Annotated in this window: 23 protein-coding genes; 13 read left to right on the top strand and 10 right to left on the bottom strand. The window is 70.7% G+C overall.

All coding sequences use genetic code 11. The features are described 5' to 3' along the window. Nucleotides 1-148 precede the first annotated feature (148 nt). The 3 genes from BIU95_RS10950 to opgC are packed head-to-tail and all read left to right on the top strand — an operon-like array spanning nucleotide 149 to nucleotide 5132. A complete protein-coding gene (locus BIU95_RS10950) occupies nucleotides 149-2221 on the top strand; it encodes a glycosyltransferase (protein ID WP_017886808.1) in 2073 nt (690 codons plus the stop codon). After that, complete coding sequence (locus tag BIU95_RS10945; RefSeq protein ID WP_017886807.1) at nucleotides 2218-2628, top strand: ATP-binding protein; 411 nt, start codon at nucleotides 2218-2220, stop codon at nucleotides 2626-2628. The genes BIU95_RS10950 and BIU95_RS10945 overlap by 4 nt, the downstream gene beginning before the upstream one ends. After that, nucleotides 2625-5132, top strand: coding sequence for an OpgC domain-containing protein (opgC, locus tag BIU95_RS10940; protein WP_139179751.1), 2508 nt, complete (start codon nucleotides 2625-2627; stop codon nucleotides 5130-5132). The genes BIU95_RS10945 and opgC overlap by 4 nt, the downstream gene beginning before the upstream one ends. Before the next feature lie 72 nt (nucleotides 5133-5204). Here opgC and BIU95_RS10935 read toward each other — a convergent pair whose 3' ends face one another. The 5 genes from BIU95_RS10935 to BIU95_RS10915 form a co-directional block, all read right to left on the bottom strand. After that, nucleotides 5205-6299, bottom strand: a complete 1095-nt coding sequence (locus BIU95_RS10935; RefSeq protein WP_071251671.1) for a Gfo/Idh/MocA family protein — start codon at nucleotides 6297-6299, stop codon at nucleotides 5205-5207. A 5-nt stretch (nucleotides 6300-6304) separates the two neighbouring features. Continuing rightward, nucleotides 6305-7168, bottom strand: coding sequence for a ThuA domain-containing protein (locus BIU95_RS10930; RefSeq protein ID WP_017886804.1), 864 nt, complete (start codon nucleotides 7166-7168; stop codon nucleotides 6305-6307). A 49-nt stretch (nucleotides 7169-7217) separates the two neighbouring features. Then, on the bottom strand, nucleotides 7218-7970 hold the full coding sequence (locus BIU95_RS10925) for a carbohydrate ABC transporter permease (protein ID WP_228499620.1): 753 nt from the start codon (nucleotides 7968-7970) through the stop codon (nucleotides 7218-7220). Between the two features lie 131 nt (nucleotides 7971-8101). Next, the gene (locus BIU95_RS10920) at nucleotides 8102-8962 is read right to left on the bottom strand and encodes a carbohydrate ABC transporter permease (protein WP_017886802.1); all 861 of its coding nucleotides are present in this window, start codon (nucleotides 8960-8962) and stop codon (nucleotides 8102-8104) included. A gap of 148 nt (nucleotides 8963-9110) precedes the next feature. Further along, entirely contained in the window at nucleotides 9111-10343 is a 1233-nt protein-coding gene (locus tag BIU95_RS10915) for a sugar ABC transporter substrate-binding protein (protein ID WP_042537758.1), read from the bottom strand. 153 nt (nucleotides 10344-10496) lie between these two features. Here BIU95_RS10915 and BIU95_RS10910 point away from each other — a divergent pair, with 153 nt between their 5' ends. The 4 genes from BIU95_RS10910 (at nucleotide 10497) to BIU95_RS10895 (ending at nucleotide 14813) form a co-directional block, all read left to right on the top strand. After that, nucleotides 10497-11513 carry a LacI family DNA-binding transcriptional regulator gene (locus BIU95_RS10910; RefSeq protein WP_175470758.1) on the top strand — a complete coding sequence of 339 codons (1017 nt, stop codon included), beginning with the start codon at nucleotides 10497-10499 and terminating at the stop codon, nucleotides 11511-11513. A gap of 167 nt (nucleotides 11514-11680) precedes the next feature. Next, the gene (locus tag BIU95_RS10905) at nucleotides 11681-13000 is read left to right on the top strand and encodes an ABC transporter substrate-binding protein (RefSeq protein WP_017886799.1); all 1320 of its coding nucleotides are present in this window, start codon (nucleotides 11681-11683) and stop codon (nucleotides 12998-13000) included. Beyond that, nucleotides 12997-13965 carry a carbohydrate ABC transporter permease gene (locus BIU95_RS10900; RefSeq protein WP_175470757.1) on the top strand — a complete coding sequence of 323 codons (969 nt, stop codon included), beginning with the start codon at nucleotides 12997-12999 and terminating at the stop codon, nucleotides 13963-13965. Before BIU95_RS10905 ends, BIU95_RS10900 begins: the two co-directional genes overlap by 4 nt. Continuing rightward, on the top strand, nucleotides 13965-14813 hold the full coding sequence (locus BIU95_RS10895) for a carbohydrate ABC transporter permease (protein ID WP_027464448.1): 849 nt from the start codon (nucleotides 13965-13967) through the stop codon (nucleotides 14811-14813). Before BIU95_RS10900 ends, BIU95_RS10895 begins: the two co-directional genes overlap by 1 nt. 95 nt (nucleotides 14814-14908) lie before the next feature. On the opposite strand, the gene BIU95_RS10890 is transcribed toward BIU95_RS10895, so the two are convergent. Then, complete coding sequence (locus BIU95_RS10890) at nucleotides 14909-15355, bottom strand: MarR family winged helix-turn-helix transcriptional regulator (RefSeq protein WP_017886796.1); 447 nt, start codon at nucleotides 15353-15355, stop codon at nucleotides 14909-14911. A 121-nt stretch (nucleotides 15356-15476) separates the two neighbouring features. Here BIU95_RS10890 and BIU95_RS10885 point away from each other — a divergent pair, with 121 nt between their 5' ends. Further along, a complete protein-coding gene (locus tag BIU95_RS10885) occupies nucleotides 15477-16460 on the top strand; it encodes a helix-turn-helix domain-containing protein (RefSeq protein ID WP_071251670.1) in 984 nt (327 codons plus the stop codon). 13 nt (nucleotides 16461-16473) lie between these two features. Here the strand turns inward: BIU95_RS10885 and BIU95_RS10880 are convergent, their stop codons facing one another. Beyond that, nucleotides 16474-17517 (bottom strand): LacI family DNA-binding transcriptional regulator, encoded by a 1044-nt coding sequence (locus BIU95_RS10880; protein WP_031259519.1) that lies wholly within the window; start codon nucleotides 17515-17517, stop codon nucleotides 16474-16476. 147 nt (nucleotides 17518-17664) lie between these two features. Between BIU95_RS10880 and BIU95_RS10875 the strand changes: the two genes are divergently transcribed. From BIU95_RS10875 to BIU95_RS10860, 4 genes are all read left to right on the top strand, one after another. Beyond that, nucleotides 17665-18960, top strand: coding sequence for an ABC transporter substrate-binding protein (locus BIU95_RS10875; RefSeq protein ID WP_017886793.1), 1296 nt, complete (start codon nucleotides 17665-17667; stop codon nucleotides 18958-18960). Between the two features lie 2 nt (nucleotides 18961-18962). Continuing rightward, the gene (locus tag BIU95_RS10870; RefSeq protein ID WP_017886792.1) at nucleotides 18963-19985 is read left to right on the top strand and encodes a carbohydrate ABC transporter permease; all 1023 of its coding nucleotides are present in this window, start codon (nucleotides 18963-18965) and stop codon (nucleotides 19983-19985) included. After that, nucleotides 19985-20866 carry a carbohydrate ABC transporter permease gene (locus BIU95_RS10865; RefSeq protein ID WP_017886791.1) on the top strand — a complete coding sequence of 294 codons (882 nt, stop codon included), beginning with the start codon at nucleotides 19985-19987 and terminating at the stop codon, nucleotides 20864-20866. Before BIU95_RS10870 ends, BIU95_RS10865 begins: the two co-directional genes overlap by 1 nt. Before the next feature lie 137 nt (nucleotides 20867-21003). Then, nucleotides 21004-23379, top strand: coding sequence for a glycoside hydrolase family 3 N-terminal domain-containing protein (locus tag BIU95_RS10860; RefSeq protein ID WP_071251682.1), 2376 nt, complete (start codon nucleotides 21004-21006; stop codon nucleotides 23377-23379). Nucleotides 23380-23476: 97 nt separating this feature from the next. Here the strand turns inward: BIU95_RS10860 and BIU95_RS10855 are convergent, their stop codons facing one another. Beyond that, nucleotides 23477-24502, bottom strand: a complete 1026-nt coding sequence (locus BIU95_RS10855) for a glycosyl hydrolase family 18 protein (RefSeq protein ID WP_071251681.1) — start codon at nucleotides 24500-24502, stop codon at nucleotides 23477-23479. After that, on the bottom strand, nucleotides 24499-25254 hold the full coding sequence (locus BIU95_RS10850; RefSeq protein WP_071251669.1) for an AraC family transcriptional regulator: 756 nt from the start codon (nucleotides 25252-25254) through the stop codon (nucleotides 24499-24501). The genes BIU95_RS10855 and BIU95_RS10850 overlap by 4 nt, the downstream gene beginning before the upstream one ends. A 197-nt stretch (nucleotides 25255-25451) precedes the next feature. Here BIU95_RS10850 and BIU95_RS18710 point away from each other — a divergent pair, with 197 nt between their 5' ends. Continuing rightward, a complete protein-coding gene (locus BIU95_RS18710; RefSeq protein WP_175470755.1) occupies nucleotides 25452-25625 on the top strand; it encodes a hypothetical protein in 174 nt (57 codons plus the stop codon). Nucleotides 25626-25652: 27 nt separating this feature from the next. Here BIU95_RS18710 and BIU95_RS10845 read toward each other — a convergent pair whose 3' ends face one another. Then, a complete protein-coding gene (locus BIU95_RS10845; protein ID WP_071251668.1) occupies nucleotides 25653-26642 on the bottom strand; it encodes an acetylxylan esterase in 990 nt (329 codons plus the stop codon). Nucleotides 26643-26692 lie beyond the last annotated feature (50 nt).

Genomic DNA, 26692 nt, shown 5'->3' with positions numbered 1-26692 from the left:
ACTCCCCACCCGTGCGGTAGACAGGTCGTCACGCCCAGGTCGTGCCCGACGACCGAAGCGGACGACCGGCACGGTGGCCCCCGGGTCAGCTGCCGGACGGAACCACTCTCGGGCGTGCGCTGCGGCCGGGGCCCGCGGATCAGGAGGCATGCTTGCGACGCAGCACGTGCGACGGCACCACGGTCGGGGCGACCCGGTGACCGCGCTCGACGTCAGCCGACAGGACCGCCGCCGACTCACCACCGGAACGGCCCGCCGGCGCCTGGTCACCGTGCGGACCGTGGCGCTCCTGGCGTCCCTCGCCGGGGTGAACTACATCGTGTGGCGCTGGGCGGCCTCGGTGAACTGGCACTCGTGGTGGATCGCGGTGCCGCTGATCCTCGCCGAGACCTACAGCGTCATCGACTCGCTGCTCTTCGCGCTCGGGGCCTGGCGGCTCCGGGAGCGCGGCGAACCGCCGGCGAAGCCGTCCACCGACGTCACCGTCGACGTCTTCATCACGACCTACAACGAGCCGGTCGACCTGGTGGAGCGCACCGCCCGCGCGGCGAAGGCGATCACGCACCCGCACACCACCTGGATCCTCGACGACGGCAACCGCCCCGAGATGCGCGCGGCGGCCGAAGCGCTCGGCATCGGCGTCATCACGCGCGGCGCCGACTGGGTGGACCGGCCACGGCACGCGAAGGCCGGCAACCTCAACAACGCCCTGCTCGCGACCCAGGGCGAGTTCCTGCTCATCCTCGACGCCGACCAGGTGCCGGACCCGGCGATTCTCGACCGCACCCTCGGCTACTTCAAGGACCCGCAGATGGCGCTCGTGCAGACGCCGCAGTGGTTCGAGAACGTCCCCGCTGCCGACCCCCTCGGTAGCCAGGCGCCGCTCTTCTACGGCCCGATCCAGCAGTCGAAGGACGGCTGGAACGCCGCGTTCTTCTGCGGGTCGAACGCGATCCTGCGGCGTGAGGCACTCATGCAGCTCGGCATCTCGCGCTACGTGGCCGAGGTCGAGGCGTCCGTGCAGCGCACCCTCGCCACCTCGCGCAAGCTCCTCGCCCGTTCCCGCGAGACCGAGACCGACCCGCGCGTGCTCGATGCCCTCGACGACGCCGAGGGCGTGGTCGACCGCGCACGCGAGCAGGTCCGGTCCGGCGAACCCCTGGGCGACGTGACCTACGCGTTCCAGCGGGGGATCGACGCCATCGCGTTCCGGTTCGCCGCCGCCGACCTCGAATCGGTGCGGAACGACCTGCAGGAGCTCGCGGCGATGTCCACCGACGCGAACACCTTCGCCGGACTCGACGACGCCGCCCTCGACGTGCTCGGGCGGCGTGAGGCCTCGCCGGTCGCCGCCATCGAGTCGATCGCCGTGCTCGCCCGTGCCCTCGACGTCAACCGTGACGACGAGGCCCAGCCGATCATGCCGCTGGCGACGATCTCGGTGACCGAGGACATGGCCACCGCGATGCGCCTGCACGGCCTCGGCTGGAAGTCGGCGTACCACGACGAGATCCTGGCGACGGGCCTGGCCCCCGAGGACCTGCCGACGATGCTCGTGCAGCGACTGCGCTGGGCGCAGGGCACCATGCAGGTGTTCTTCCGTGAGAACCCCCTGGTGCAGAAGGGGCTGTCGTGGGGGCAGCGGCTCATGTACTTCTCGACGATGTGGAGCTACCTGTCGGGGTTCGCCGCGATCGTCTACATCGCGGCGCCGGTGCTCTGCCTGTCGTTCGGGGTCGTGCCCGTGCAGGCCTACAGCGTCGACTTCTTCGCCCGGCTCATCCCGTTCCTGGTGTGCAACCAGCTGCTGTTCTGGGTGGTGGCCGCCGGCAGACCGACCTGGCGCGGGCAGCAGTACTCGCTCGCCCTGTTCCCGATCTGGATCGAGTCGGTGACCAGCGCGTTCCAGAACGTCTTCCGGGGCAAGCCGCTCGGGTTCCGCGTCACCCCGAAGGTGCGCGACGAGACCGAGCAGAAGCCGCGGTGGGACCTGGTCAAGCCGCAGCTCTGGGCGATGGGTGCCCTGGTCGCCGCCCTGGTGATGATCGTCATCCGGTACCTGACCGGTCAGGCCGAGGGGATCGCGCCGCTCGTCAACACCGCGTGGGTCGTCTTCGACCTGTTCATCTTCAGCATCGTGATCCGCGCGGTCCGGTACCGCGGTCCGGCCACCCCCGCACAGTCCGAACACGAGTCGAGCACCGCCGGAGGGCCCCTGTGAGCACCGAGACCACGTTCGAGGTCGCCGCGACGCCCGACTCCCTCAACGAGGTGCAGGACCGCTTCGCCGCGTGGTGGGACGGGCTCGGCATCGACGACGTGCGGCTCCGCTTCGCACTCGAGACCGCCCTGGCCGAGGTCGCCGCGAACATCGTCGAGCACACCGTCCGCGCCGACCGGGGGACCGGGCGCCGGTACTCCGTGCGCCTCCAGGCCACCGACCAGGCCCTGACCGCGGTGCTGACCGACAACGGGATGCCCGTCGACATCGACCTGAGCGCCGTCACCATGGCCGACGTCGAGCAGGAGAGCGGGCGTGGGCTGGCGCTCGCGATCGCCGCGCTCGACCGGCTCGAGCACCGGCACGAGTCCGGCCACAACGTCTGGATCCTCGCGTGCGACCGGTGAAGCAGCAGGTGGCCCGCGCTCTCGCCCTCCTCGTCACGATCGCCACGCTCCTGCTCGGTGGTGCGCTGCCCGCGTCCGCGGCGTCCGCGGCGTCGGCGGCACCCGTGCAGCGGGCCGCCGCCGTCGAGCCGGCGGGGGGCTCGACGTGGTTCGGCCCCGACCTCGACTGGGCGAGTGACTCACCCGAGGGCTACGAGGGACGGCTCGGCGCGACGCCGTCGATGTACGGCGTCTCCGTCGACTACCCGCTCGACGGCCCGGCCAAGCAGGAACTCCTCCGGTCGGCGCGCGCGGCGGCGACCCAGGGTGCGGTGCTCGTCGTGAGCCTCGAACCCGACCGCAGGCTGCGGTCGCTCGACGCCGGGGACGCACGCGCCGTCAACTCCGTGTTCGAGGACCTGCACGACCAGTACGACACCCAGGTGCTCGTCCGGTTCGCACCGCAGATGAACGGCACGTGGGTCCGGTGGGGGCAGCAGCCGACCGAGTTCGTCCGGGCGTTCCGGGCGCTCGCCACGACCGTGCACGCGGGCGCGTCGGACGCGCTCATGGTGTGGTCCCCGGGGTACGGTGCCGGCTACCCGTTCGGCGAGTCCGCCGGGCGGCTGCGGGACCTGTCGGTGATCGACGTCGCGAAGGCGGACACCAACGGCGACGGACAGCTCACCGGTGCCGACGACCCGTACGGCCCCTACTGGCCGGGGGCCGAGGCCGTCGACTGGGTCGGGCTGTCGATGTTCTCGTACGGCAAGGGCGACCCGACCGAGGCCACCGGTCGTGCCGTGCCACTCACCCGCAGCGGTGAGGTCGAGTCGCGGTTCGACGAGGACTGGGGCTACGACCAACCCCAGTCGGAGACGTTCTACGACCGGTTCGCGGTGGCCGACGACCGCCCGATGCTGCTCGACACCGGAGCCCTGTACAACCGGGAGCTGCAGGGCGACGCCGAGCTCCAGGTCAAGCGGAGCTGGTGGCGGCAGGTGCTCGCCGCCGTGCAGGAGCGTCCGCTGATCCGGGGCATGACCGTGCTCGAGGCGGAGCGCCGCGAGCCCGAAGCCGGCAACCGCGTGGCCGACTGGCGACTCACCGCCGACCCGGACGTCGCGAAGGCCTTCCGCGCCGACCTCGAGCGGTCCGGGGACTTCGCCTTCGGACCGGTCACCGACCGCGTCACCGTGCAGCAGGGCAACGCCGCGATCTCGCAGGAGTACGAGACCGGCGGCGACCAGATGGCGTGGATCGTCTGGCTGGCCGCGGGCCTGGCGATCGTCTTCCTGCTGAGCGGGGTCTTCGGGCGGCTGCTGCCGAGCTGGCGCTACCCCGACGACGGCAAGCCAGGCCGTGACCTGCGCCTCGACCTGTTCCGCGGGTTCATCATCCTCGCCGTGGTGATCACCCACATCGAGATCGGCGGGCCGTACTCGTACCTGACGCTGCACGCCGTCGGGGCGATCACCGGCGCCGAGATGTTCGTGTTCCTGTCCGGCATGGTGCTCGGCATGACGTACCCGTTCGCCGTGAAGAAGTTCGGCGAGTGGGCTGCGGCGATCGGGGCGTGGAAGCGCGCACGCAAGCAGTACGTCGTCACGCTCGTGGTGATCGCCGTCGTGTTCGTGCTGAGCTTCGTGCCGTTCCTGAACACCGACGCCATCACGACCTTCACCGACCGGGGCACCGGCCTCGGCGGGGTCGACGCCGAGGGACGCGTCTACGACCTGTACCCGAACGTCATGCAGCTGCTCGCGTACCCGCCGCCCTGGTACGCGATCCGGCAGTTCCTGCTGCTCGAGATGGGGCCGTGGCCGTTCAACATCATGGGGCTGTTCGTGGTGCTGAGCCTGTTCATCCCGGCGTTCATCTGGGTGATCCGCCGCGGGTTCTGGTGGGCGCTCCTCGCCGCCAGCTGGGCGCTCTACGTGTTCCAGGCGCTCAACCCGGACTTCCGCCCGCTGAACTCGCAGTTCGAGGCGGTGTTCCCCCTGTTCACCTGGCAGGTCGTGTTCACCCACGGGCTCGTGCTCGGGTACTACCGGCGGCAGATCGTCGGCGCGCTCACCGGGCGTCTCGGCAAGGTCCTGGTCGGCATCGCGGTCGGCGGGTACGCGGCGTTCCTGGTCTACGTCTGGGCCGGTGACCACTTCGGGTTCACCCCGGTGCCGTTCCCGGCCGAGATGTACCAGTCGCTGTACAACACGGCGTACCAGCGGGTGGACCTGCAGTGGGGCCGCCTGGCGGACATCGCGTTCTTCGCGGTCGTGTCCTACGCGATCCTCACGGTGTTCTGGAAGCCCATCGCCGCCGCCATCGGCTGGCTCTGGATCCCGCTCGGGCAGGCGAGCCTGTACGTGTTCGTCTGGCAGGTGTTCTTCGCCCTGGCGATCGCGTCGATCCCCGGTGTGCCGTGGGGCGACTTCTGGATCGGGTTCGTGGTGCACACGGCGCTGATCCTGCTGGCCTGGTACATGGTCCGCAAGAAGTTCCTGTTCTCCGTCATCCCGCGCTGATCGCGCGCTCCGACGGACGGGAGGCCCGTGGCGGTGTCGCCACGGGCCTCCCGTCCGTCCTGCGGTCGCGTCTCAGGACGCGGGCAGGCGCGCACGGAGCGCGCCACGGACCGACTCCCACGCCGCCAGGCGGTCGCGGACCGCGTCGTCCTGCTCGGCGGCCAGGGCGTCCCGGTGTGCCTGCTCGAGCACCTCGTCGATGACGACCCGGCGCCCGCTGCGCGCCGACGTGATCGCGGCGTCGACCATCGTGAGGCTCATGACGTTGCCGTGCACCTCGCCGTCCGGCACCTCGCCGGAGCGGACGGCCCGGACGAAGGACGCCAGCGACCCGGCGATCTCGTGTCCCACCGACGGTGCCGTGACCGGGGACCCCGGTGTGCCGTCGAGGTCGCTCGACGGGTCGTGGTCGCCGTCCCAGAGTGCCGTGCCGGCGGCTCCGGAGGCGCGCCAGTCGCCGTTCCACGAGGTCTCCGCACCCGGCGCACACCAGGAGCCGTCGTAGACGTAGCGGACGTCGTCCTCGAACGTGAAGACGGCGGCGGCGGCCGCGTCGCCCCGGTACCAGGACCACGACGGGTTCCACGACTCGCAGTACACCGACACCGGGTCGCGCTCGAGCACGTACCGCGCCGAGTCGAAGGCGTGGATGGCCATGTCGAGCAGCAGGACGTCGTCCATCTCCTCGCGGAAGCCACCGAAGTGCGGTGCCTTCGCGAACCGGGTGCTCAGCCCGCCCACGACACCGAGGTCGCGGACGTGCTGCCGGAACGCGACGAGCTGGTCGTTGTAGCGGCGGGACTGCGACACCATGAACAGCTGGCCGGTGGCCTCGGCGGCTGCCGCGAGCGACAGCGCCTCGGCGACGGTCTGCGCGGCGGGCTTCTCGCCGAGCACGGGGAGCCCGGCACGGAGCGCCTGCATGGTGACCGGGTGGTGCGCGACCGGCACGGTGATGTCGAGCACGGCCTCGGCCCCGGTCTCGGCGGCCAGCGTGGTCAGGTCCGTGCCGACCGGGATCGACGGGTCGCCGGCGTGTGCGGCGCCGGCACGCGCGGCGTCGAGGTCGAGGTCGACGATGCCGACCAGCTCGACCTCGGGGTCGGCGGCGACGGTGGCGAGCCAGGCCCGCCCCATCCCGCCGGCGCCGATCTGCAGGACGCGCAAGGGGCTCACGCCTGCGCCCCGTCGCGCTCGGCAGCGGGCGCACTGGCTGCCGGCTCGGTGACCGCGGGCTCGGCGGCCGCCGGGGCGGCCGTCTCCGGCTCGGCGTCGTCGAACGGGCCGCGGTAGTGCTGCCCGTCGAAGTACTCGCCCAGGTCGTAGCGGCGGAGCGTCGGCATCTCGCGCTCGCGCTCCGGCCGTGCCCACTCGGCGCCGTTCGCGATCACCCGGCGGACGTCCGGGTGGTGGTAGACGGGGAAGTCCTGGTCACCGGGGGAGAAGTAGAAGATCTTCCCCAGGCCGCGGCGGTACGTCATGCCGCTCCGGAACACCTCGCCGCCCGTGAAGCCCGAGATGAACACGAGCTCGTCGGGCGTCGGGACGTCGAAGTACTCGCCGTACATCTCCTGCTCGGGGATGACGATCGGGTTCGGCACCCCGCGGGTGATCGGGTGCTGGGGGTTGACGGTCCAGACGAGCTCCTGGTCGTGCTCGCTGCGCCACCGCAGGGTGCAGGTGGTGCCCATGAGCTTGCCGAAGATCTTCGACCAGTGGCCGGAGTGCAGCACGAGCAGCCCCATGCCGGAGAGCACGTGCCGGTGCACCCGGTCGACCACGGCGTCGTCGACGTCCTGGTGTGCGGCGTGCCCCCACCAGGTGAGCACGTCGGTGTCCGCCAGGACCTCGTCGGTGAGGCCGTGCTCCGGTTCCTGCATGGTGGCGGTCCGGACGACGGCCTCGGGCAGGTGCTCGCGGATGCCGTCCGCGATCGCGCCGTGCATGCCGTCGGGGTACCGCTCGGCGACGTGCTGCTCGACCTGCTCGTGGACGTTCTCGCCCCAGACGGTGATGCGGAGCGGGGTGGTGGTCATGGTGTGTGCCTTTCTGGCTGGGATGCGTGGCGGCTGCGGTCCGGTGCCGTCACTTGACGGCACCGCCGAGGGCACCGGCGGAGATGTACTTCTGCGCGAAGATCAGCAGGACGGCAGCGGGCAGGGACGCCAGCACCGAGGTCGCCATGACGGGACCCCAGTCCGTGACGTTCGAGCCGATGTAGTTGTAGATGCCGAGCGTGATCGGTCGGACCGCGGTCGTCGACGTCAGGGTCAGTGCGATGAGGAAGTCGCCCCACGCGCCGAGGAACGTGAAGAGCGCCGCGGTGACGATGGCGTTCCGGCTGATCGGCACGACGATCGACACGAACGCCCGGAAGTCGCTGGCGCCGTCGACGAGTGCCGCCTCGACCAGGCTCGGTGGGATCGACTCCATGAACGCCCGCATGAGCAGGATGGCGAAGGGCACCTGGACCGCGCTGTCGGCCAGGATCAGCCCGACGTAGCTGTTGAGCAGCCCGATGTTGTTGAACAGCGTGTACAGCGCGTTCGCGATGACGATCGCCGGGATCATCTGCGTGATCAGCAGCACGAGCAGGAACACCCGGCCGCCGCGCATCCGGAACCGTGCGAGCCCGTACGCGGCCGGTGTCGCGATGGCGAGCGTCAGCAGGACGGTGCCGAGTCCGATGATCATGCTCGAGACGAAGTTCTGCCCCTGCTGGGCGAACGCGGCCTGGTAGCCGGCGAAGGTGGGGGAGAACGGGAACCACGTGGCCGTGGCGGCCCCGGACGTCGCCTGCAGGCTGGTGTTCACCATCCAGTAGACGGGGAACACCATGATCGCGAGGAACACGCAGCCGAGGATCGTGAACGGGATCCCCTTCGCCGAACCGCGTGGCCGGGGGGCACGGGCGCTCTTGGTGGTGATCGCGCGGGTGGCGGTGACGGTCTGGTTCGCGAGTCCGACGCTCATTCGTCGACCGCCTTCCGTGAGATCGCGATGTAGACCATCGCGAAGACGAACGAGACGACGATGAGCACGTTGCTGACCGCGGCTCCGATGCCGAACTGGAAGTTGATGAACGACTGGTGGTAGGCGTTCGTGGCCAGGGTCTGGGTCGAGTTGGCCGGGCCGCCGCCGGTCAAGCCGAGGATGATGTCCACGACCTTCAACGTGTAGACGACCCCGAGCACGATCACGACGCTGACCACCGACCGGATGCTCGGCCAGGTGATGTACCAGAACGCCTTGAACCCGGTGGCGCCGTCGAGCGAGCCGGCCTCGTAGAGTTCCGGCGGCACGGACTGCAGACCGCTGTACAGGATCGTCGTGTTGAACGGGATGCCGAGCCAGACGTTGACGCCGATCACGGCGATGAGCGCCAGGCTCGGGCTGACCAGCCACGGCACGGGGGCGATGCCGACCACACCGAGGAGCTGGTTGAGCGCGCCGCTGTCCTGGTCGAGCAGCCACTTCCACACCGCGCTGGACGCGATGAGCGGCAGCAGCCACGGCAGGAGCAGCAGTCCCCGCAGGAAGCCCGACAGCGGGAAGTGCCGGCGGAAGAACAGCGCCAGGCTCAGCCCGATGACGAACTGCAGGATGATCGAGCCCGCCGTGAACAGCGCGGTGTTCACGAGGCTCGTCGTGAACACCGAGCTCTGGAACACCGAGATGTAGTTGGCGAGTCCCACCCAGGGGGCCTCGCCGGTGAAGAAGGTCGCCGTCGTGTAGTCCTGGAAGGACATGACGATGTTCTTCACCACCGGGTAGCCGAAGAAGACGGCCACGAAGACCGCCGCTGGCACCACGAAGAGCCATCGGGTCACGCCGGATCGGAACCGGGCTCGTCGTTGCCCGGGTCGGGGTGTCGTCACGGGCGGGATCGTCCGTGGTCGTGTCTGTGTCGAGGCGCTCACGCCGGGGTCCTTTCCTCGTCGCCGGAGGGAGCCGACCGGTCGGCCGGCTCCCCGTGGACTACTGCTCTTGGGACTGCGCCTGCTTGAGCGCTGCCTCGGGGCTGGCCTTGCCGGTGAGGGCGAGCTGGACGGCGGTGTAGATCTTCGTGGCGGCCTTGGGCCAGTCGGGTCCGAGCTCACCGGTGCGAGCGCGAGCGGTCTGCACCGTGGTCACGAAGGACGCGACCTGCGGGTGGTCCTTCGCCCACGCGGCGCCGGCCTCGAGGTTCGTCGGCACGTTGCCGCTCACCTCGGACAGGGCCTTCTGCATCTTCTGCGTGTGCAGGCAGCCGACGAACTTGCCGGCGAGCTGCATCTTGTCCTTGTCACCGGTCTGCGGGACGGTGAACGCCTCGCCGCCGAGCGGTGCGACCGTGGCCTCGCCGGTGCGTGTCGGGATCGGGACGCTGTCGAACTCGAGGCTCTTCTTCTCGTTGAGCGCCGGGAGCTGCCAGGGGCCGTTGATCATCATCGCGGCCTTGCCGGCCAGGAACTGGTTGTTGACGTCCGCCTGGGCCCAGTTGATCGAGCTCTTGGACATCGAGCCGTCGTCCTGCAGGTCCTCGACGAGCTGCAGGGCCTGGGTGGCGTCCGCGGTGGCGATGTTCTTCTCGTCACCACCGTTCGACCAGAAGAACGGCAGGAACTGCCAGGTGCCCTCGTACGTGTTGATGTTGCTCATCGCGAAGCCGTAGGTCGAGCCCTTGGTGAGCTGCTTCGCGGCGGCCTTGAGCTCGTCCCACGTCTTGGGTGGCTGGACACCGGCGTCCGCCAGCAGCTTCTTGTTGTAGTAGAGCGCGATGGAGTTCGTGTTCGACTGCAGGCCGTAGAGCTTGCCCTTGTAGGTGCTCGCCGCCTTCACGCCGGGGACGTCGCCGTCGGCGTCGAGCCCGTAGGCCGACAGGTCGGACAGCGCACCAGACGACGCGATCTGCTGCACGTCGGGGTTGTCGAGCATGAGGACGTCGGGCAGCGTCTTCGACGACGCCTGCTGCAGCACCTTCGAGATCAGGCCGGCGCCGGCGACGTGGTTGATCGTGACCGTCGCGCCGACTTCCTTGGCGCACTGCTTGTAGACCGGGTTGTAGTTCGCGTCGTAGTAGTCCTCGATCGTCAGGGCCTTGCTGCCGCCCGACGAGGCCGATCCGGAGCCGGAGCACCCGGACAGGACCAGGGGGACCGTGGCAAGCACGGCGACGGCGCCGACGAGGGCGCGGGTCCGGCGCGACTGGGAGGGGAATCTTTGCTTCATTGCAGAGCTCTTCTCTTGACGGATGCTGGGACAGGCACGCATCGACGAGGCCGCTGACGTCATCGTCGCTGTGCTCCTGGGGCGAGAAGCTAACAGATAAGCGCTTCACCTGTAAAGCGCTTTTCTGACACGGCGAGCGCTAGGATCAGCGGCATGGCCACGATGCAGCAGGTCGCCGATCGGGCGGGGGTCTCGATCGCCACCGTGTCCTTCGTGGTGAACGGGACGAAGTACGTGACCCCCGGAACCACGGCGCGGGTGCGGACCGCGATGCGCGAGCTGAAGTTCCGTGGCAACGTCGTCGCCCGTGCGCTCGCGAGCCGACGCACCCGGATCATCGCGCTGCTGTTCCCGACCACCGGCAACCGCTTCAGCCCGACCACCTCGCAGTTCTTCATGAGCGCGGCGGAGCGTGCGTCCGAGCGGGGGTACCACCTCGTGCTCTGGCCCGTGGACCCTGCCGGCGACGACCTGGACGACCTCGTGTCGGGCGGACTCGTGGACGGCGTCATCCTGATGGAGGTGCGGATGGACGACCCCCGCGTCGCCGTCCTCACCGACCTCGACGTGCCGTTCACCCTGATCGGCCGGACCCGCGACAGCAGCGGGCTGCCCTTCGTCGACATCGACTTCGAGACGACGATCGAGGACAGCCTCGACCACCTCCAGGCCCTCGGGCACCGGCGGTTCGGGCTCGTCCTCGAGGACCTCGAGGGCACCCCGATGGCCGGCTACGCACCGCACCTGCGCGTCGAGTCGACGTTCCGGCAGGCGATGGTCGAGCGCGGACTGACCGGGACGATCGTCACGGCGGGGCCCGGCAGTGACGGCGGCCGGCAGGCCGCGAGTGACCTGCTCGCGGCGGACCCCGACGTCACCGCCGTGCTCGTGATGAAGGACGACTCGTCCGCCGGCGTCCTGGTCGGGCTGTACACCGCCGGGCGGCGGGTCCCCGAGGACGTCTCGGTGCTCAGCATCGCGTCGTCCGAGGCGAACGCGGACCAGCACTACCCGCGGCTGTCGACGATGGTCGCCCCCGGCCCGGAGCTCGGCGTGCGGGCCGCCGACGCCCTCATCGAGCAGCTCGACGGCACCTCGGAGGACCTGCCGCACTTCCTGCTGCCGTGCACGCTGCGGATCGCCGAGTCCACGGCCCCCGCCCCGGCCTGACCACCCGCCGGTCCGGAGGCGCGGGTCGTCCCTGCCACGCGCCTCCAGGCCGTCGCCCCCGGCCCCACGGAGCCACCAGCGAAAGCGACAGATCCCTGCGGACAGCCCAGGCTCCGCCTGGTTGTGTGGATGCACAGGTTCGCAGCACCACACGTCGAGGAGGACGGATGGCCATCGACCGGAGGACGTTCATGCTCGGGGGAGCGGGGGTGCTGCTGCTCGCCGGCTGCTCCACCCGACCCGAGCGCACGCGGGTTGAGGACTGGCCCACCGAACCGCCCGAGGGCGAGGCGACGATCAGCTGGTGGGCCGGCCAGGTCGCCTCGAAGGACGGGGGTGACCTGCGCCGTCGGCTCATCGCGGAGTTCCAGAAGGAGCACCCGAACATCCGGGTCCGGATCGTCAGTGCCCCGAGCGACACCGACACGAACCGCACCAGCCTGACGACCCAGATCGCGGCGGGCAGCAGCACGCCGGACGTCTACCTGGGTGACGTCGCGTGGCCCGGGCAGTTCGCGAAGAACAAGCTCGCGACCCCGGTGAACCAGCTCGTCGGTGAGGACTTCTTCGACCAGTTCCCCGAGGGGCTCCGGCTCGCGGCGAGCGTCGACGGCACGTACTACATGTTCCCGCTGTACATCGACGAGTCGTTCTTCCTGTACCGGAAGGACCTGCTCGCGAAGCACTCCCTGCAGGTGCCGGCGTCGTGGGAGGAAGTGCGCGAGACCGCCGCGAAGCTCGTCGACACCGGTGACGTCAGCTACGGGTTCGCGTTCCAGGGCGACGTGTACGAGGGGCTGACCTGCAACGTCACCGAGTTCGTCGCGGATGCTGGTGGGTCGTTGCTCAACGACGACCTGACCAAGCCCGAGACGACGAGCTCCGAGACCAAGCGCGCCTTCGAGTTCATGCGCTCGCTGATCACCGAGGGGGCGTCGCCGCGGGCCACCCTGACGTACCAGGAGCAGGACACCAACGACGCGTTCTCCGGCGGCCGTGCGGCGTTCCTCCGCAACTGGTCGTACGCGTGGGGGATCGCGAACGGTCCGGACAGCCGGGTCGCCGGCAAGGTGGGTCTGGCCGCCCGGCCGACGTTCGACGGCATGGACGAGCACCACTCGACGATCGGCGGGTGGGGGAACTACATCAACCCGCACACGCAGGAGCCCGCGGCGGCACTGACCTTCGCGCGCTGGATGTCGAGCGAGACCGCGCAGCAGTTCCTGACCCGCGAGGGCGGCGTCCTGCCGGCGCGGAGCGCCTCACTCGTCAGCGAGGACGCGAAGCGCCAGGAGCGTCCCACCTACGACACGGCGGCGGGCATCACGCTCGTGCCCCGCCCGACCTCGACCGCCTACTACCCGAAGGTGTCGCAGGGCATCTACCAGAACGGCAACAGCATCCTCGGTGGGCAGGCGTCCGTCGACGGCGGCACCAGCGCGATGGCCTCCGCCATCTCGCTGGCACTGCAGGGAGCAGCGCTGTGAGCGCCGGCACCGCGACACGGCCGGCACGGCCTGGAGGCACGGGGCGCGTCGATCCGCCGCCCCGGCCGACGGGGCGGTCGCGTCTCGACCGCATCCGCTCGCGGGGTGCGTGGGGCTTCGCGGCCCCGGCGCTCCTGGTGGTCGCCGCGGTCACGATCTTCCCGGTCGTGTACTCGGTCGTCCTGAGCTTCGCGGACGTCGAGGTCGGCTACGAGGGCTTCACCATCCAGTCGTTCGGGTTCGACAACTACGCGGCCCTGCTGCAGAGTGCCGACTGGTACCGGGCGCTCGGGTTCACGGTGCTCTACACGGTGGTGACGGTCTCGGTCGAGCTCGTGCTCGGCATGCTCGTCGCGCTGGTGCTCGAGCGGCTCGGGGCCACCCGCGGCTGGATGCTCGCGCTCATGCTCATCCCGTGGTCGCTCGTCACCATCGTCAACGCGCAGCTGTGGAAGTACATCTACGACAGCACCTACGGCGTCGCGACGTGGTTCTTCGGTCTGTTCGGGGACGCCCCGGTGATCCTCGGTGAACCGGTGCCCGCGATCACCGGGCTGATGGTCGCGGACATCTGGAAGACGACGCCGTTCGTCGCGATCATCCTGCTCGCCGGGCTGGTGCAGATCTCCGAGGACCACTACGAGGCCGCCGAGCTCGACGGGGCGAGCACCTGGCAGACGTTCTGGCGTGTGGTGCTGCCGCAGCTCACCCCGACCCTGACTATCGCGGTGCTGTTCCGCATCCTGCAGGCGTTCGGCGTCTTCGACCTGCCGTTCGTGCTGACGAACGGCGGACCGGGCACCGCCACCCAGTCGCTCGCGATCATGGGCTACAAGGTGCTCTTCCAGGACATCAACATCGGTCCGGGCGCCGCGATCGCGACCTCGACCGCGATCATCGTCGCGGCCGGGTGTCTGCTGTTCCTCCGGGCGTTCCGGAACCAGGCGAAGGGAGGGGACGACTGATGCCCCGTCAACGTGTGCGCAAGGGCTGGCGGAAGTGGGTCAACACCGTGAACGTCAGCGGTGTCGTCATCGCGGTGCTCACGGCGCTGCCGCTGTACTGGCTCGTCACGACGTCGCTCAAGCCGGCGTCCGAGATCGGGCAGTCGCCGCCCACCGTGTGGCCGCAGTCGTTCACCTTCGACAACTTCGTGGTGGCCTTCCGTGACAACGCGCTCGGCCAGTACATGGTGAACAGCGTCATCGTGTCGGTGTCGACCACGGTGATCGTGCTCGCGCTGGCGTTCCTGGCCGGGTACGCGCTGGCCGGCCGGTTCATCCGGGGCCGAACGGCGATCATGACCTCGTTGCTCATGCTGTCGGTGTTCCCGGCGATCGCGGTGCTGACGCCGCTGTACCTGCTCGAGCGCAACCTCGGGCTGCTCAACTCGTACCCGGGTCTGATCGTGCCGTACGTCGCGTTCAACCTGCCGTTCGCCATCTGGATCATGCGGAACTACCTGCAGGGGATCCCGTCGACGATCGAGGAGGCGTCCGAGATCGACGGGGCCGGGGCGTGGCGCACCGTGCTGAGCGTGATCCTGCCGATGGCCAAGCCGGGCCTGTTCACGGTCGGCGTCTTCACCTTCACGGCATCGTGGAGCGAGTTCCTGATGGCGCTGACCTTCAACAGCGAGAACTCGTTCCGGACGATCCCGGTCGGCATCGCGCTCTTCGGGACGCAGTTCACGGTGCCGTTCGCGCAGATCTTCGCCGCGAGCGTGGCCGCCACGGTGCCGATCGTGATCCTGGTGCTCGTGTTCCGCCGCTCGATCGTGTCCGGTCTGACCTCCGGCGCCGTCAAGGGGTGACGGGTGTCCGGCATACGGAGATAGGTAGAGAACTTACCTAGCTGCGTATGCTGGACATTCGTCCGAGCGTCGCGCTGACCGCCCGTACCCTGCCGTCAGGGGCTCGGTGCGCCGAGATCGACGGCTGCGACGATGCGGTCGATGATCCGCACGAACCTGGCCCGCTCCCGTTCCGAGAAGGAGGCCATCAGGTCGTGCAGGTGCTTGTTCGTGCCGTCCATCGCGCGCGTGTAGTCGCGGCGGGCGGCATCGGTCAGCTCGATGTACCGGCTCCGGCCGTCGTCGGGGTTCGGGACGCGACTGAGGTGTCCGCTGTGCTCGAGTCGGTCCACCATGCCGGTGACCGCCGGGCCGGTGAGTCCCAGGTGCTTCGACAGGTCCTTCACGCGCACGGTCCGGCCCGCTGCTTCGGCGCGGGACACGAACTGCAGCAGCGTCAGGTCGCCGCCGGAGACGCCGAGTTCGTCGCGCAGCCGCCCGCGGAGTTCGGAGACCGCGGCCTCGAGCCGGGTCAGCGCTGCGTCGAGGTCGACATCGCTCACGACAGCGCCCCCTCTGCACGGGTCTCGTCCGGGTCACGATACGCCGCAGTCACCACCCCAGCGTATCCACATAGCGCGGTTCGTGGAACGGTCCGGGTGGCGGCGTCGGGAGCAGGGCGCCGTGGCTGACCCCGTCCCGGACCCGCAGGGTGCCGACCGGGCCGGCGAACCGGTGCGGTTCGAGGTCGCCGGCGGGGACCCCTACGCCGCCGAGCGCGACCTCGCCGCCGTCCACGGTGCCGATCGGTGGTCCGTCCGGCGCATCGACGACGACTTCTCGTACCGGTACACGGCCGTCGGCGACTCCGAGGTGAGCATCCGGCGTTCGCGGCTCCGCGGTGCCGTGCGTGGCTCGGTGCCCGTCGGGGCGGACTACGTCGTGACCTGGATCACGAGCGGCACCGCGTCGCTCGACTCCGGGCGTGCGCGGATGCAGCTGCGCCGCGACGTCCCCGTGCTCCTGCCGCCCGAGGACGACTTCGTGTTCACGGCCGAGGACCACGACCAGCGGCTGGTGCACTTCGGGCGTGACTACGTGCACCGCGTCGCGTACGAGCACCTGGAGGTCGAGACGGCGCCGCTGCGGTTCGACCCGACCCGGGTACCGGAGCCCGACACCGCGGAGCGCTGGCAGGAGGCGCTCGTGGCGCTGTCGCGTGCCCTGCGAGCCGAGGGGCCCGACTCCGACGCGTGGCACGAGGCCAAGCGGTCGGCCGCCACCGCGTTCCTGGACACGTTCCCGCCGCAGGCCGACGACCTGCCCGCGGTGCTCGATCTCCCCCGGAATGCCCGGCTGCGGGCCGCGGTGGAGTACATCCACGCCCACGCCGCCGAGCCGGTCACCGTCCAGGAGCTGTCCGAGGTCGCCGGCCTGAGCGTGCGGTCGGTGCAGGAGTCGTTCCGCCGGGTCTTCGACGTGTCGCCGCTGACCTACCTGCGCGAGGTCCGGCTCGACCGGGTCCACGGCGAACTGCTCGAGCTCGACCCACAGGCCGGGGTCGTCGGTGACGTCGCCCGACGGTGGGGGTTCGCCCACCTCGGCCGGTTCTCGGCGGCGTACGCGGCCCGGTTCGGCGAGTACCCGAAGCAGACCCTGCGCCGCTGACGACGACGGGTGCTCAGCGGCCGGCCGTGGGTCGCGGCGCCGGGCCGGTGCTCGCCCGCACCCGCAGGGTCGTGGGGAGCCGGACGTGGTCCGTGGTCGGCTCGCCACGGAGCATGGTCAGGAGCATCTGCACGGCGTGCGACCCGAGCTCGTCGAGCGGCTGCGACACCGTGGTGAGCGGCGGGGTCGTGGTGGAGGCCTGCGGCACGTCGTCGAAGCCCACGACGGACAGGTCCTGGGGAACGCGGAGCCCGACCTCGGCCGCGGCGCGGAGCACACCGATCGCCGACGAGTCGTTCGCCGCGAACACCGCGGTGGGGCGGTCGTCGAGGGCCAGGAGATCCCGGGTGACGGCCGCGGACTGGTCCTCCTGGTAGCCGCCGTCGCGCAGCAGGCACTCGTCGACGGTGATGCCGGCGGCGGTCAGGGCGGAACGGTAGCCGGCGGCCCGGAGCTGGGCGGACGCCAGGTCGGCGCGACCCTGCAGGTGCGCGATGCGGGTGTGCCCGAGCGCGAGCAGGTGCTCGACGGCCTGGACGGCTCCGGCTTCGTTGTCGGCGTCGACGGTGGCGTGACCCTCGGGCCCGGTGTGCGGGTCGATCGCCACGACGGGGATCGAGGAGCTCGACAGGGCCGTGGTCGGGGTGACCACGATCGCGCCGTCGATCAGGGTGCCGGACAGTCGTGACAGCGACCGGCGTTCCCAGCCGGGTCGGTCGGCGCCGGTCATCAGGCCGGCGTAGGCGAGCAGTTCGTAGCCGGTGCCGGTGGCCGCCCGCGAGATCCCGCGGAGCAGCTCGGTCGAGAACGGCTCGAACTCGGGCACCAGGATGCCGACGACCCCGGTCCGCGAACTGCGCAGGCTCCGGGCGACCAGCGAGGTCTCGTACCCCAGGTCCTCGACCACCTGCTGCACGCGGAGCATGGTGGCGGCGGCGACACCGTCGCGCTGGTTGATCACCTTGGAGACCGTCGGGATCGAGACCCCGGCCGCTCGTGCCACGTCGCCGATCGTCACCCGGCCGGCACCGGGACGCGCGCCGAGTGCCGAGTCCATGTGCACACCGTACCGCTGCGACACCCTGCGATCGGTTAAGAAAACGTTATCGATATCGATTGACACCGCCCCCGAGCAGCAGGCATGCTCTCCGCAGCGGCAGTCGATGTCGCGCCATGTCAACGACGACACTTCAGGAGTTCCACGATGACGAGGAAGATCCGTGCCGCGGCAGCCATCGCGCTGATCGGGGCGACCGCACTGGTGGCCAGCGGGTGCTCGGCGGGCAGCGATGCCTCCGAGGACGGCGGGAAGGTCACGATGACCTTCTGGCACAACTCGACGACCGGACCGGGCAAGGCCTACTGGGCCTCGACGGTCAAGGCGTTCGAGGAGAAGTACCCGAACGTCACCATCAAGACCCAGGCGATCCAGAACGAGGACCTGGACGGCAAGCTCCAGACCGCTCTCAACTCCGGCGACGCCCCCGACGTGTTCCTGCAGCGTGGCGGCGGCAAGATGGACGCGATGATCGCCGCCGGGCAGCTCATGGACATCTCCGACTCCATCAGCGCCGACGCGAAGAAGTCCATCAGCGCGGGCACGTTCGCCGGCTACGAGAAGGACGGCAAGACCTACGCCATGCCCGGCGCGGTGCTCCCCGAGGGCATCTGGTACTCGAAGGACCTGTTCAAGGAAGCCGGCATCGAGGGCACGCCCACGACCATGGACGAGCTGAACGACGCGATCACGAAGCTCAAGGCCAAGGACATCGACCCGGTCGCCGTCGGCGCGAAGGACGCCTGGCCGGCCGCCCACTGGTACTACAACTTCGCACTCCGCGAGTGCAGCCAGAAGACGCTCGAGGACGCGGCGAAGTCCCTGAAGTTCGACAACGCCTGCTGGACGAAGGCCGGCGAGCAGCTCGAGGACTTCAACGCCACCAAGCCCTTCAACAACGGCTTCCTGACCACCGCGGCACAGCAGGGTGCCGGCAGCTCCGCCGGTCTCCTCGCCAACCACAAGGCGGCCATGGAGCTCATGGGTGCGTGGGACCCGGGCGTGATCGCATCGCTGACGCCGGACGCCAAGCCGCTGCCCGACCTCGGCTGGTTCCCGTTCCCCGCGACCGACGGTGGCAAGGGTGACCCGAAGTCGATGATGGGTGGTGTCGACGGCAACTCCTGCTCCGCACAGGCCCCGAAGAAGGCGTGCACCGACTTCCTGAACTTCATCGTGCAGAAGGACAACCAGGAGGCGTACTACAAGGCCTTCAACGCCATCCCGGTGAACAAGGACGCCCAGTCGGTCGTCGACTCGGACTACCTGAAGTCGGCCCTGGCCGCCTACCAGGACGCCCCGTTCGTCTCGCAGTACCTGGACACCCTGTACGGCCAGAACGTCGGCAACGCGCTGAACACCAGCGTCGTCGACCTGCTCGCCGGCAAGGGTGACGCGAAGGACATCGTCGAGACCACCAACCAGGCTGCGGCCAAGGGCTGAGCATGGCCCTCGACACCTCGCTCGGTACGACTCCGGCCACCGGGTCGGACACGGCCGCGGGGACGTCCCCGGCGGGGAGCGGTTCGCCGCTCCCCGCCGGTCGGCGGACCACGCGCCGCATCGCGGACTGGCGGAAGCGCGTCGAGATCGCGGTCCTCGCCGGACCCGCGGTCATCGTCTTCGTCACGTTCGTGATCCTGCCCGTGGGCCTCGCCGCCTACTACGGGTTCTTCAAGTGGCAGGGCTACGGCCCGCCCACCGACTTCGTCGGGCTGCAGAACTACCTGATCATCTTCCAGGACAAGGCGTTCCACGCGGTCCTGATGCACAACGGCTTCATCGTCGTGCTCTCGCTGGTGTTGCAGGGGCCGATCGCGATCGTGCTCGCCCTGCTGCTCAACCAGAAGATGCACGGCCGCGGGCTCGTCCGCGTGCTCGTCTTCGTGCCGTACGTCATCTCCGAGGTGATCGTCGGCACCGGGTGGAGCCTCATGCTCCAGTCGAACGGCGCCGTGAACGACCTGTTCCAGAGCATCGGCCTGGGCGGACTCCGTGCGGACTGGCTGTCGAACCCCGACATCGCCATCTGGACGCTGCTCGTGATCATCTCGTGGAAGTACATCGGCTTCGCGGTGATCCTGTTCCTCGCCGGCCTGCAGAGCATCCCCGAGGAACTGTTCGAGGCCGCCGCCATCGACGGTGCCGGCTACTGGCAGATCCAGCGGCGCATCACCCTGCCGCTCCTCGGACCGACCATCCGCATCTGGGCGTTCCTGTCGATCATCGGCTCGCTGCAGCTGTTCGACCTCGTCTACATCATCTGGGGCCAGTACATCGCCTCGACCGCGGGTACCTCGACGATGGCGACGTACATGGTCGCCAACGGCCGGACCTCGGGCAACTTCGGCTTCGGCAGCGCCGTCGCGGTCGTGATGTTCGTGATCTCGCTCGTGGTCGCCCTGATCTACCAGCGCTTCGTGCTCCGCCGTGACACCGCGGGTGCACTCACCGAGAGGAAGAACTGATGGCCACCACGAGCATCGTCGCCCCCGGGCGCCGGGCCGTGCGGGAGCGCCGGTCCAGTGCCGCGATCGGACGCGCCAACCCGCTGACCTACGTCGTCGCGATCCTGTTCGTCGCCGCCAACCTGGCACCCGTGCTCTACATCGTGCTGGGCGGCTTCCGGACCAACTCACAGATCACCACGAGCCCCGCCGGGCTGCCTGCACCGTTCGAGTTCGGCAACTACGGCTCCGTGCTGTCGAGCGGCATCTTCTGGCAGCAGCTCGGCAACTCGACGATCAGCGCCGTCACGACCACCCTCGGGGTCGTCGTGCTCGGGCTGATGGTGAGCTTCGTGCTCGCCCGCTACCGGTTCGCCGGCCGCGGGGCGCTGTACGCCCTGTTCGCCGCGGGGCTGATGTTCCCGATCACCGTCGCGATCACCCCGCTGTACCTGCTCGTCAAGGACCTCGGTCTGACGAACAGCCTGGCCGGCGTGATCCTGCCGCAGATCGCGTTCGCGCTGCCGACCACCGTGATCATCCTGGTGCCGTTCCTGCGCGCCATCCCCGACGAGCTCGAGGAGGCCGCGTCGATCGACGGGGCGAGCCGTCTCGGGTTCTTCTTCCGGATGGTCGTGCCGCTGTCGCTGCCCGGCGTCGTCACGGTCGGCATCCTGGCGTTCATCGCCAGCTGGAACAGCTACATCCTGCCGCTGTTCATCCTGAACAACGAGGCCGCCTACACGCTGCCGCTCGGGGTCCAGTCGTTCTCGTCGCAGTACTCCGTCGACACCGCCAAGGTGCTCGCGTTCACCTCGATGTCGATGATCCCGGCGCTGGTGTTCTTCACGATCTTCCAGCGCCGCATCGTCGGCGGCCTGACCGGGGCGGTGAAGGGGTGACCGCGACCGACGCGACGCGGACCGCCGGACGCGACCCGCGCCTCCAGGCCGACAGCGCGACGGACGCGACCGCGACGACCGCGACCGCGACCGCGACGGACGCGACCGCGACCCCCGCCGGCCCCCGCGCCGACGCCCTGCTCGCCGAGATGACCCTCGACGAGAAGGTCGCCCAGCTCGTCGGCTACTGGCTCGACCAGAACGGCGTCGTCGCCCCCATGCAGGGCGAGATGGCGGCCGTGCAGCAGGGCGGCACCCTGGCGGACATCACCCGCGACGGCATCGGGCAGTTCACCCGCGTTTACGGCACCCGCCCCGTCGAACCCGACGAGCGTGCCGCCTGGCTCTGGGCGGAACAGCGCCGCCTGCAGTGCGAGACCCGGCTCGGGATCCCGGCGCTCGTCCACGAGGAGTGCCTGACCGGCCTCGCCGCGTGGAAGGCCGCGACGTTCCCGACGCCGCTGGCGTGGGGCGCGTCGTTCGACCCGGAGCTCGTCGAGCAGGTCGGCGCCGCGATCGGTGCGTCGATGCGGCAGCTCGGCGTCCACCAGGGCCTCGCGCCGGTCCTCGACGTCATCCGCGACCCGCGTTGGGGGCGGGTCGACGAGTGCATCGCCGAGGACCCCTACCTGGTCGGCACGGTCGGCACCGCGTACGTGCGCGGGTTGCAGTCGGCCGGGGTCGACGCGACCCTGAAGCACTTCCTCGGGTACTCGGCGTCGCAGGCGGGGCGGAACCACGCCCCCGTGCACGCCGGGGCCCGTGAGGTCGCGGACGTGTACCTGCCGCCGTTCGAGATGGCGCTGCGCGACGGGGGCGCCCGGAGCGTCATGAACTCGTACGCCGAGATCGACGGCGTGCCCGTCGCGGCGAACGGCGAGCTGCTGACCGGCCTGCTCCGCGACCGGCTCGGTTTCGACGGCACGGTCGTCGCGGACTACTTCTCGGTGGCGTTCCTCGAGGTCATGCACGGCATCGCCGCCGACCGTGGCGAGGCCGCGGCGCTGGCGCTCGAGGCCGGCATCGACGTCGAGCTCCCGACCGGTGACGCGTACCTCGCACCGCTCGTCGAGCGGGTCCGCAGCGGGCAGGTGGACGAGGCTCTCGTCGACCGTGCCGTGCTCCGGGTGCTCCGGCAGAAGGAGCGGCTCGGCCTGCTCGAACCGGACGCCTTCGCCGAGGACGCCCCCACCGGGATCGACCTCGACACCCCGCTGCACCAGGCGCTCGCGAAGCGGCTGGCAGCCGAGTCGCTCGTGCTGCTGTCGAACGAGGGCGGCAGCGCCAGCGTCGACAGCGGCACCGCCGACGGCACCACCCCCGTCCTCCCGCTCGCACCGGGGGCCTCGGTCGCCGTCATCGGCCCGAACGCCGACCGCGCCGAGGCGCTGCAGGGCTGCTACTCGTTCGCCAACCACGTGCTCGCCTCGCACCCCGACCTGCCGCTCGGCTTCGCGATCCCGACCGTCCGCGAAGCCGTCGCCCAGGCGCTCGGTCCGGCAGCGGTCCGCTTCGCCACGGGCTGCGCCGTGACGGGGAACGACCGGGCCGGCTTCGCCGAAGCCGTTGCGGTCGCATCCGCCTCGGACGTCGCGGTGGTCGTCGTCGGCGACCAGGCGGGCCTGTTCGGCCGGGGCACGGTCGGCGAGGGCAACGACACCGAGTCGCTCGACCTGCCCGGCGTGCAGCGCGAGCTGGTCGAGGCCGTCGTCGCGACCGGCACCCCCACCGTGATGGTGCTGCTCACCGGCCGGCCGTACGCGATCGGCTGGGCGCTCGACGGCGACCAGCCGCGCCCGGCCGCGGTCGTGCAGGCGTTCTTCCCGGGCGAGGGCGGCGGGCTGGCGATCGCCGACCTGCTGACCGGCGTGGCCTCGCCCTCGGGCCGGCTGCCGCTGTCCCTGCCCCGGTCCGCCGGCGCGCAGCCGTTCACGTACCTGCACCCGCGGCTCGGCGGTCCGTCCGACGTCACCGCCGCGGACTCGACGCCGGTGCGACCGTTCGGTTTCGGCCTCGGCTACACCGACTTCGCGTACGACGAGCTCGTCGTCGACCCGGACGTCCGGTCCGACGGCGTCTTCACCGTGTCGGTGACGGTCCGGAACACCGGGGTGCGCGACGGCGAGGACGTCGTGCAGCTCTACGGGCACGACGTGCACGGCAGCGTCACCCGGCCCGAGGTGCAGCTCCTCGGCTACGCGCGCGTCGCGGTCGCAGCGGGGGAGTCCGTGCGGGTCCGCTTCCGTGTCCCGGTGCAGCGCTTCGCGTTCACCGACCGTCGGATGCGCAGGGTGGTCGAGCCCGGCGACGTGCAGGTCTGGGTGGCGTCGCACGCGGCGGCGTCGCGGCCGTCAGGCTCGGTGGCAGCGGGTGGGATCGTCGCCTCGGGCGACGGTCCGGTCCGACACCCCGTCCCCGGCACCGCCACCCAGCGCGCCACCGTCGCGGTCACGGGCGCGGTGCACGAGGTCACCCCGGGCGACCCCCGCCTGGTGGCGTGGTCGCTCGTCTGACCCGGTGACGGACCACGTGCCCTGGGCGTGACCGGGTGACGAACAGGAGGCGCGGTGCGGGCTCGCACCGCGCCTCCCGTCCGTCAGCGGGTCCTGATCACCCGAGCGGGTCGAGCCGGTCGGACAGGTCCAGTGACCAGACGGCGACGCCCGTCAGACCGAGCCGCTCCGCCAGCGCGACCCGCGCACGCAGTGAGCGTGCGTCGGACCACCAGAGCACCTCGCCGCTCGGCAGGGTCGCGGTCCACTCGCCGACCGTCGCGTCCCAGCGGGCGGTCGCGCCCGCCTTCCGGACCCGCAGTCGTGCCTGGGCGTCGGAGAGCTGACCGGCCGGACGCTTCCCCTTCCAGTGGTAGCCGTACCCGGCGACACCGAGCACGATCTGGTCGCGGGGAGCGAGGCTCACGAGTGCACGGGCGGCCTTCGACGACCACGCGAGCGAACCGACCGGACCGGGTGCGTCCGGCTCCCAGGGGCCGTGCTGGTCGTAGGCCATGAGCGTCAGGTGGTCGAGCGGGGCACGGAGGGCGCGCACGTCGTAGCCGAGGCGGGCGTACCCGGCCGCGGTGGTCGACGCGGACAGGGCGATGTCGAGCCGGACGTCGTCGCCGACGGCGGCCCGGAGCTCGCGGGCGAAGGCCGTGAGGCCGGGCTTCTCGGCCGGGGTCAGCGCCTCGAGGTCGATCATGACCGAGTCCCAGCCGCCCGTGGCCACGTCGGCGGCGAGTGATCGGACGACCCGGGCGCGGTTCGCGGGCGAGGTGAGCAGCCTGCGGGCGATCGGCTCGCTGAAGTCCCCGTCGGCCTCGGAGTAGTTGCTGACGAGCAGCTGCGCGGTGAGCCCGTTGGCGTGTGCCCGGTTGCGCTGGGCCTTGGCGGCGCGCGACGGTGCGGTGACCTTCGACCCCGTGCGGTTCAGCAGCAACCCGTCGACGCCGACCACGTCCATCGCGGCGGCGTTCGCGTCCACCAGGGCGGTGTCGGCGTTCTCGGGCTGGAAGCCGGTCACGTCGAACCCATCAGCGTGGGCGGCGGTCGGGGCCGTGCAGCCGGCGAGTGCGAGTCCTGCGGTGAGCGCGGCGGCGAGCAGTGCGGAGCGGCGTCGACGCGGGGTGCCGGTCATGCGGTGGGTCCGTCCGGTCGTCCGGGGTGGCCGGGTGCCGACCACGGCGGGAGCTCGGCCGACGGGTACCCGCCGTGCTGGTCGGGCGCCCGCAGCATCGGGTTGACGGCACGCAGTCGGATGCCGGAGGTGTCACCGGCGACCCCGCGGACGGCGCTCGCCAGCAGGAACGCGACGACGTCAGCGGTGCTGCCGTCCGGGTCGTAGCCGTGCCAGGGGTGGTCGTCGCCCTGGGCGCGGCGCAGGGCGCTGGCGAACGTCGCGTCGGCGTCCTCGATCTCCACCTCGCAGTCGAGCACGACGCGGAAGCGCGAGCCCTCGCCCGGGGGGACACCGAGGTCCGTCGTGGCGCGGGGGTCCGGGTCCGCCGGGTCGAACGACCGGAGCGCCGCCGACGGTGCGGTGCCGAACGCGGCGCGGTACTCGGCCGCCATCCGCCCGGCGTTGCTGAAGTGCCAGTGCTTCGCGACGTCCGCGATGGTGCGACGGTCCGCCGGTGTCATGGAGAGCAGGTCGCGGCGGACGCCCTCGAGCCGGACCCCGCGCAGGTACGACGCTGGCGAGGTCTGCAGCTCCCGCCGGAACGCGCTCTGCAGGCCTCGGGTCGACCGGTTCGCGGCGGCGGCGATGTCCGGTACCGAGATCGCTTCGCGGGCGTGTGCGTGCACGAACCGCAGCGCCTCGTGCACGGTGCGGGACAGCCGTGCTCCGCCGTGCTCGGGACCACTCGCCGTGGTCGGTGCCTGGTCCATACGTGGGAGCGTACGAGGCGCTCGTGTGGATCGGCCTCCGACGCCACGACGCCGTCGGTATCCGAGGTGCGCGGATGTGACCCGCACCCGTTCGGGGGGCATTGTGGACGCCGCGCGAGGCGTTTACCGTCCAAGAGGTACTCAAACTGTCCTCCTCCGAACAGGGTCGGAGGCTCGGGGACAGATCGGAGGATCTGATGAGTGGTTACGAGCGTGCACCGAGGGTCGCCCCGGTCCACATCACCTCCTACCGGGCGCGGGCGCGGGCACGGGCTGCCAGACGCGGCTGGATCGTGCAGTCCGAGGACGACGTCGACCGCGAGCGCTTCACCTTCGGGGACCTCCGCGCGCAGCGTGGACCGAACCCGTGAGCAGCGACCGGTGACGCGCGACGTCCGTCAGCGCAGGCGGTCCGCCAGGAACGCCGCCTGACGCTCCCAATGCCGGAAGCCGCCGCCCTCGTGCCCGTTGTACGGGTACACGGCGATCTCGCGGTCGGTGGAGCCCAGGGCGTTGAACGCGGCGAAGGTCGTGCGCGGCGGGACGACGTCGTCCATCAGCGCGACCGAGAACAGCGCCGGTGCGGTGATGCCGGCGGCGTGGTTCACCCCGTCGAAGTACGCGGCGGTCTCCCACACGCCCTCGGCCGCGTCGCGGTGCACGGCGAGGTACTGCGCGAGCTCCAGGTACGGACCGCCCACCGCGACGTCGGTGCCGTTCCGCCAGTCGGCCAGGAACGCCACGTCGGGCAGCACCGCGGTGATCGGTCCGACGTGTGCCTCGACCAGGGCCGCTGCGGCGATGGCGATCCCGCCGCCCTGGCTCCCGCCGGTCAGCGCGATGCGATCGGGGTCGACGCCGGGCAGCGTGCGGACGGCGTCGACCAGGCGGACCGCGTCGGTGTACACGCGGCGGTAGTAGTGGTCGGCAGGGGAGCCGATGCCGTTCGTCATCCACCCGCTGGCGTGCGGTGCGGAGCCGTGCGGGTCCGGGGTGTCGCCGCCGGCCCACCCGGAGCCCTGGCCGCGGGTGTCCATCACCACGTGCACGTACCCGGCGAGGGCCCAGTGCACGCGCTCACCCGGGCGACCGCGGCCACCGCCGTAGCCGAGGAACTCGACGACGACCGGCAGTGCGCCCGGGTCGTCGGTCACGGGACGGTTGACCCACGCCCGCACCGGGTCACCGGCGAACCCGGGGAACGTCAGGTCTTCGACGACGAGACCGGTGACCGGGGTCTCGGCGGGCACGAGGGCCGGCTCGACCCCCTCGCCCGCGGTCCGGGCGAGGGCGATCGTGTCCGCCCAGAAGGCGTCGAAGTCATCTGGGCGCCGGACGTCGGAGCGGTGGGCGCGGAGCGCGTCGAGGGGCAGGTCGGTCAGTGGCATGGTGTGTCCTCCGGGACGATCGTGCCCCCGGCACCGTCGAGGACGGCGCC

Origin of the sequence: Curtobacterium sp. MCBA15_007, assembly GCF_001864905.1 — a bacterium.
GTDB lineage: Bacteria > Actinomycetota > Actinomycetes > Actinomycetales > Microbacteriaceae > Curtobacterium > Curtobacterium poinsettiae.
This window is presented reverse-complemented; position numbering and strand designations above follow the sequence as displayed.

Bases quoted from the DNA above. Each gene is read 5' to 3' on its own strand.
- BIU95_RS10910 (WP_175470758.1), top strand. From the start codon at position 10,497: ATGGCCACGATGCAGCAGGTCGCCGATCGGGCGGGGGTCTCGATCGCC.
- BIU95_RS10850 (WP_071251669.1), bottom strand. From the start codon at position 25,254: ATGGACCAGGCACCGACCACGGCGAGTGGTCCCGAGCACGGCGGAGCA.
- BIU95_RS10930 (WP_017886804.1), bottom strand. From the start codon at position 7,168: ATGACCACCACCCCGCTCCGCATCACCGTCTGGGGCGAGAACGTCCAC.
- BIU95_RS10875 (WP_017886793.1), top strand. From the start codon at position 17,665: ATGACGAGGAAGATCCGTGCCGCGGCAGCCATCGCGCTGATCGGGGCG.
- BIU95_RS10895 (WP_027464448.1), top strand. From the start codon at position 13,965: ATGCCCCGTCAACGTGTGCGCAAGGGCTGGCGGAAGTGGGTCAACACC.
- BIU95_RS18710 (WP_175470755.1), top strand. From the start codon at position 25,452: ATGAGTGGTTACGAGCGTGCACCGAGGGTCGCCCCGGTCCACATCACC.
- BIU95_RS10865 (WP_017886791.1), top strand. From the start codon at position 19,985: ATGGCCACCACGAGCATCGTCGCCCCCGGGCGCCGGGCCGTGCGGGAG.
- BIU95_RS10905 (WP_017886799.1), top strand. From the start codon at position 11,681: ATGGCCATCGACCGGAGGACGTTCATGCTCGGGGGAGCGGGGGTGCTG.
- BIU95_RS10880 (WP_031259519.1), bottom strand. From the start codon at position 17,517: ATGGACTCGGCACTCGGCGCGCGTCCCGGTGCCGGCCGGGTGACGATC.
- BIU95_RS10870 (WP_017886792.1), top strand. From the start codon at position 18,963: ATGGCCCTCGACACCTCGCTCGGTACGACTCCGGCCACCGGGTCGGAC.
- BIU95_RS10845 (WP_071251668.1), bottom strand. From the start codon at position 26,642: ATGCCACTGACCGACCTGCCCCTCGACGCGCTCCGCGCCCACCGCTCC.
- BIU95_RS10925 (WP_228499620.1), bottom strand. From the start codon at position 7,970: ATGGTGTTCCCCGTCTACTGGATGGTGAACACCAGCCTGCAGGCGACG.
- BIU95_RS10915 (WP_042537758.1), bottom strand. From the start codon at position 10,343: ATGAAGCAAAGATTCCCCTCCCAGTCGCGCCGGACCCGCGCCCTCGTC.
- BIU95_RS10950 (WP_017886808.1), top strand. From the start codon at position 149: ATGCTTGCGACGCAGCACGTGCGACGGCACCACGGTCGGGGCGACCCG.
- BIU95_RS10855 (WP_071251681.1), bottom strand. From the start codon at position 24,502: ATGACCGGCACCCCGCGTCGACGCCGCTCCGCACTGCTCGCCGCCGCG.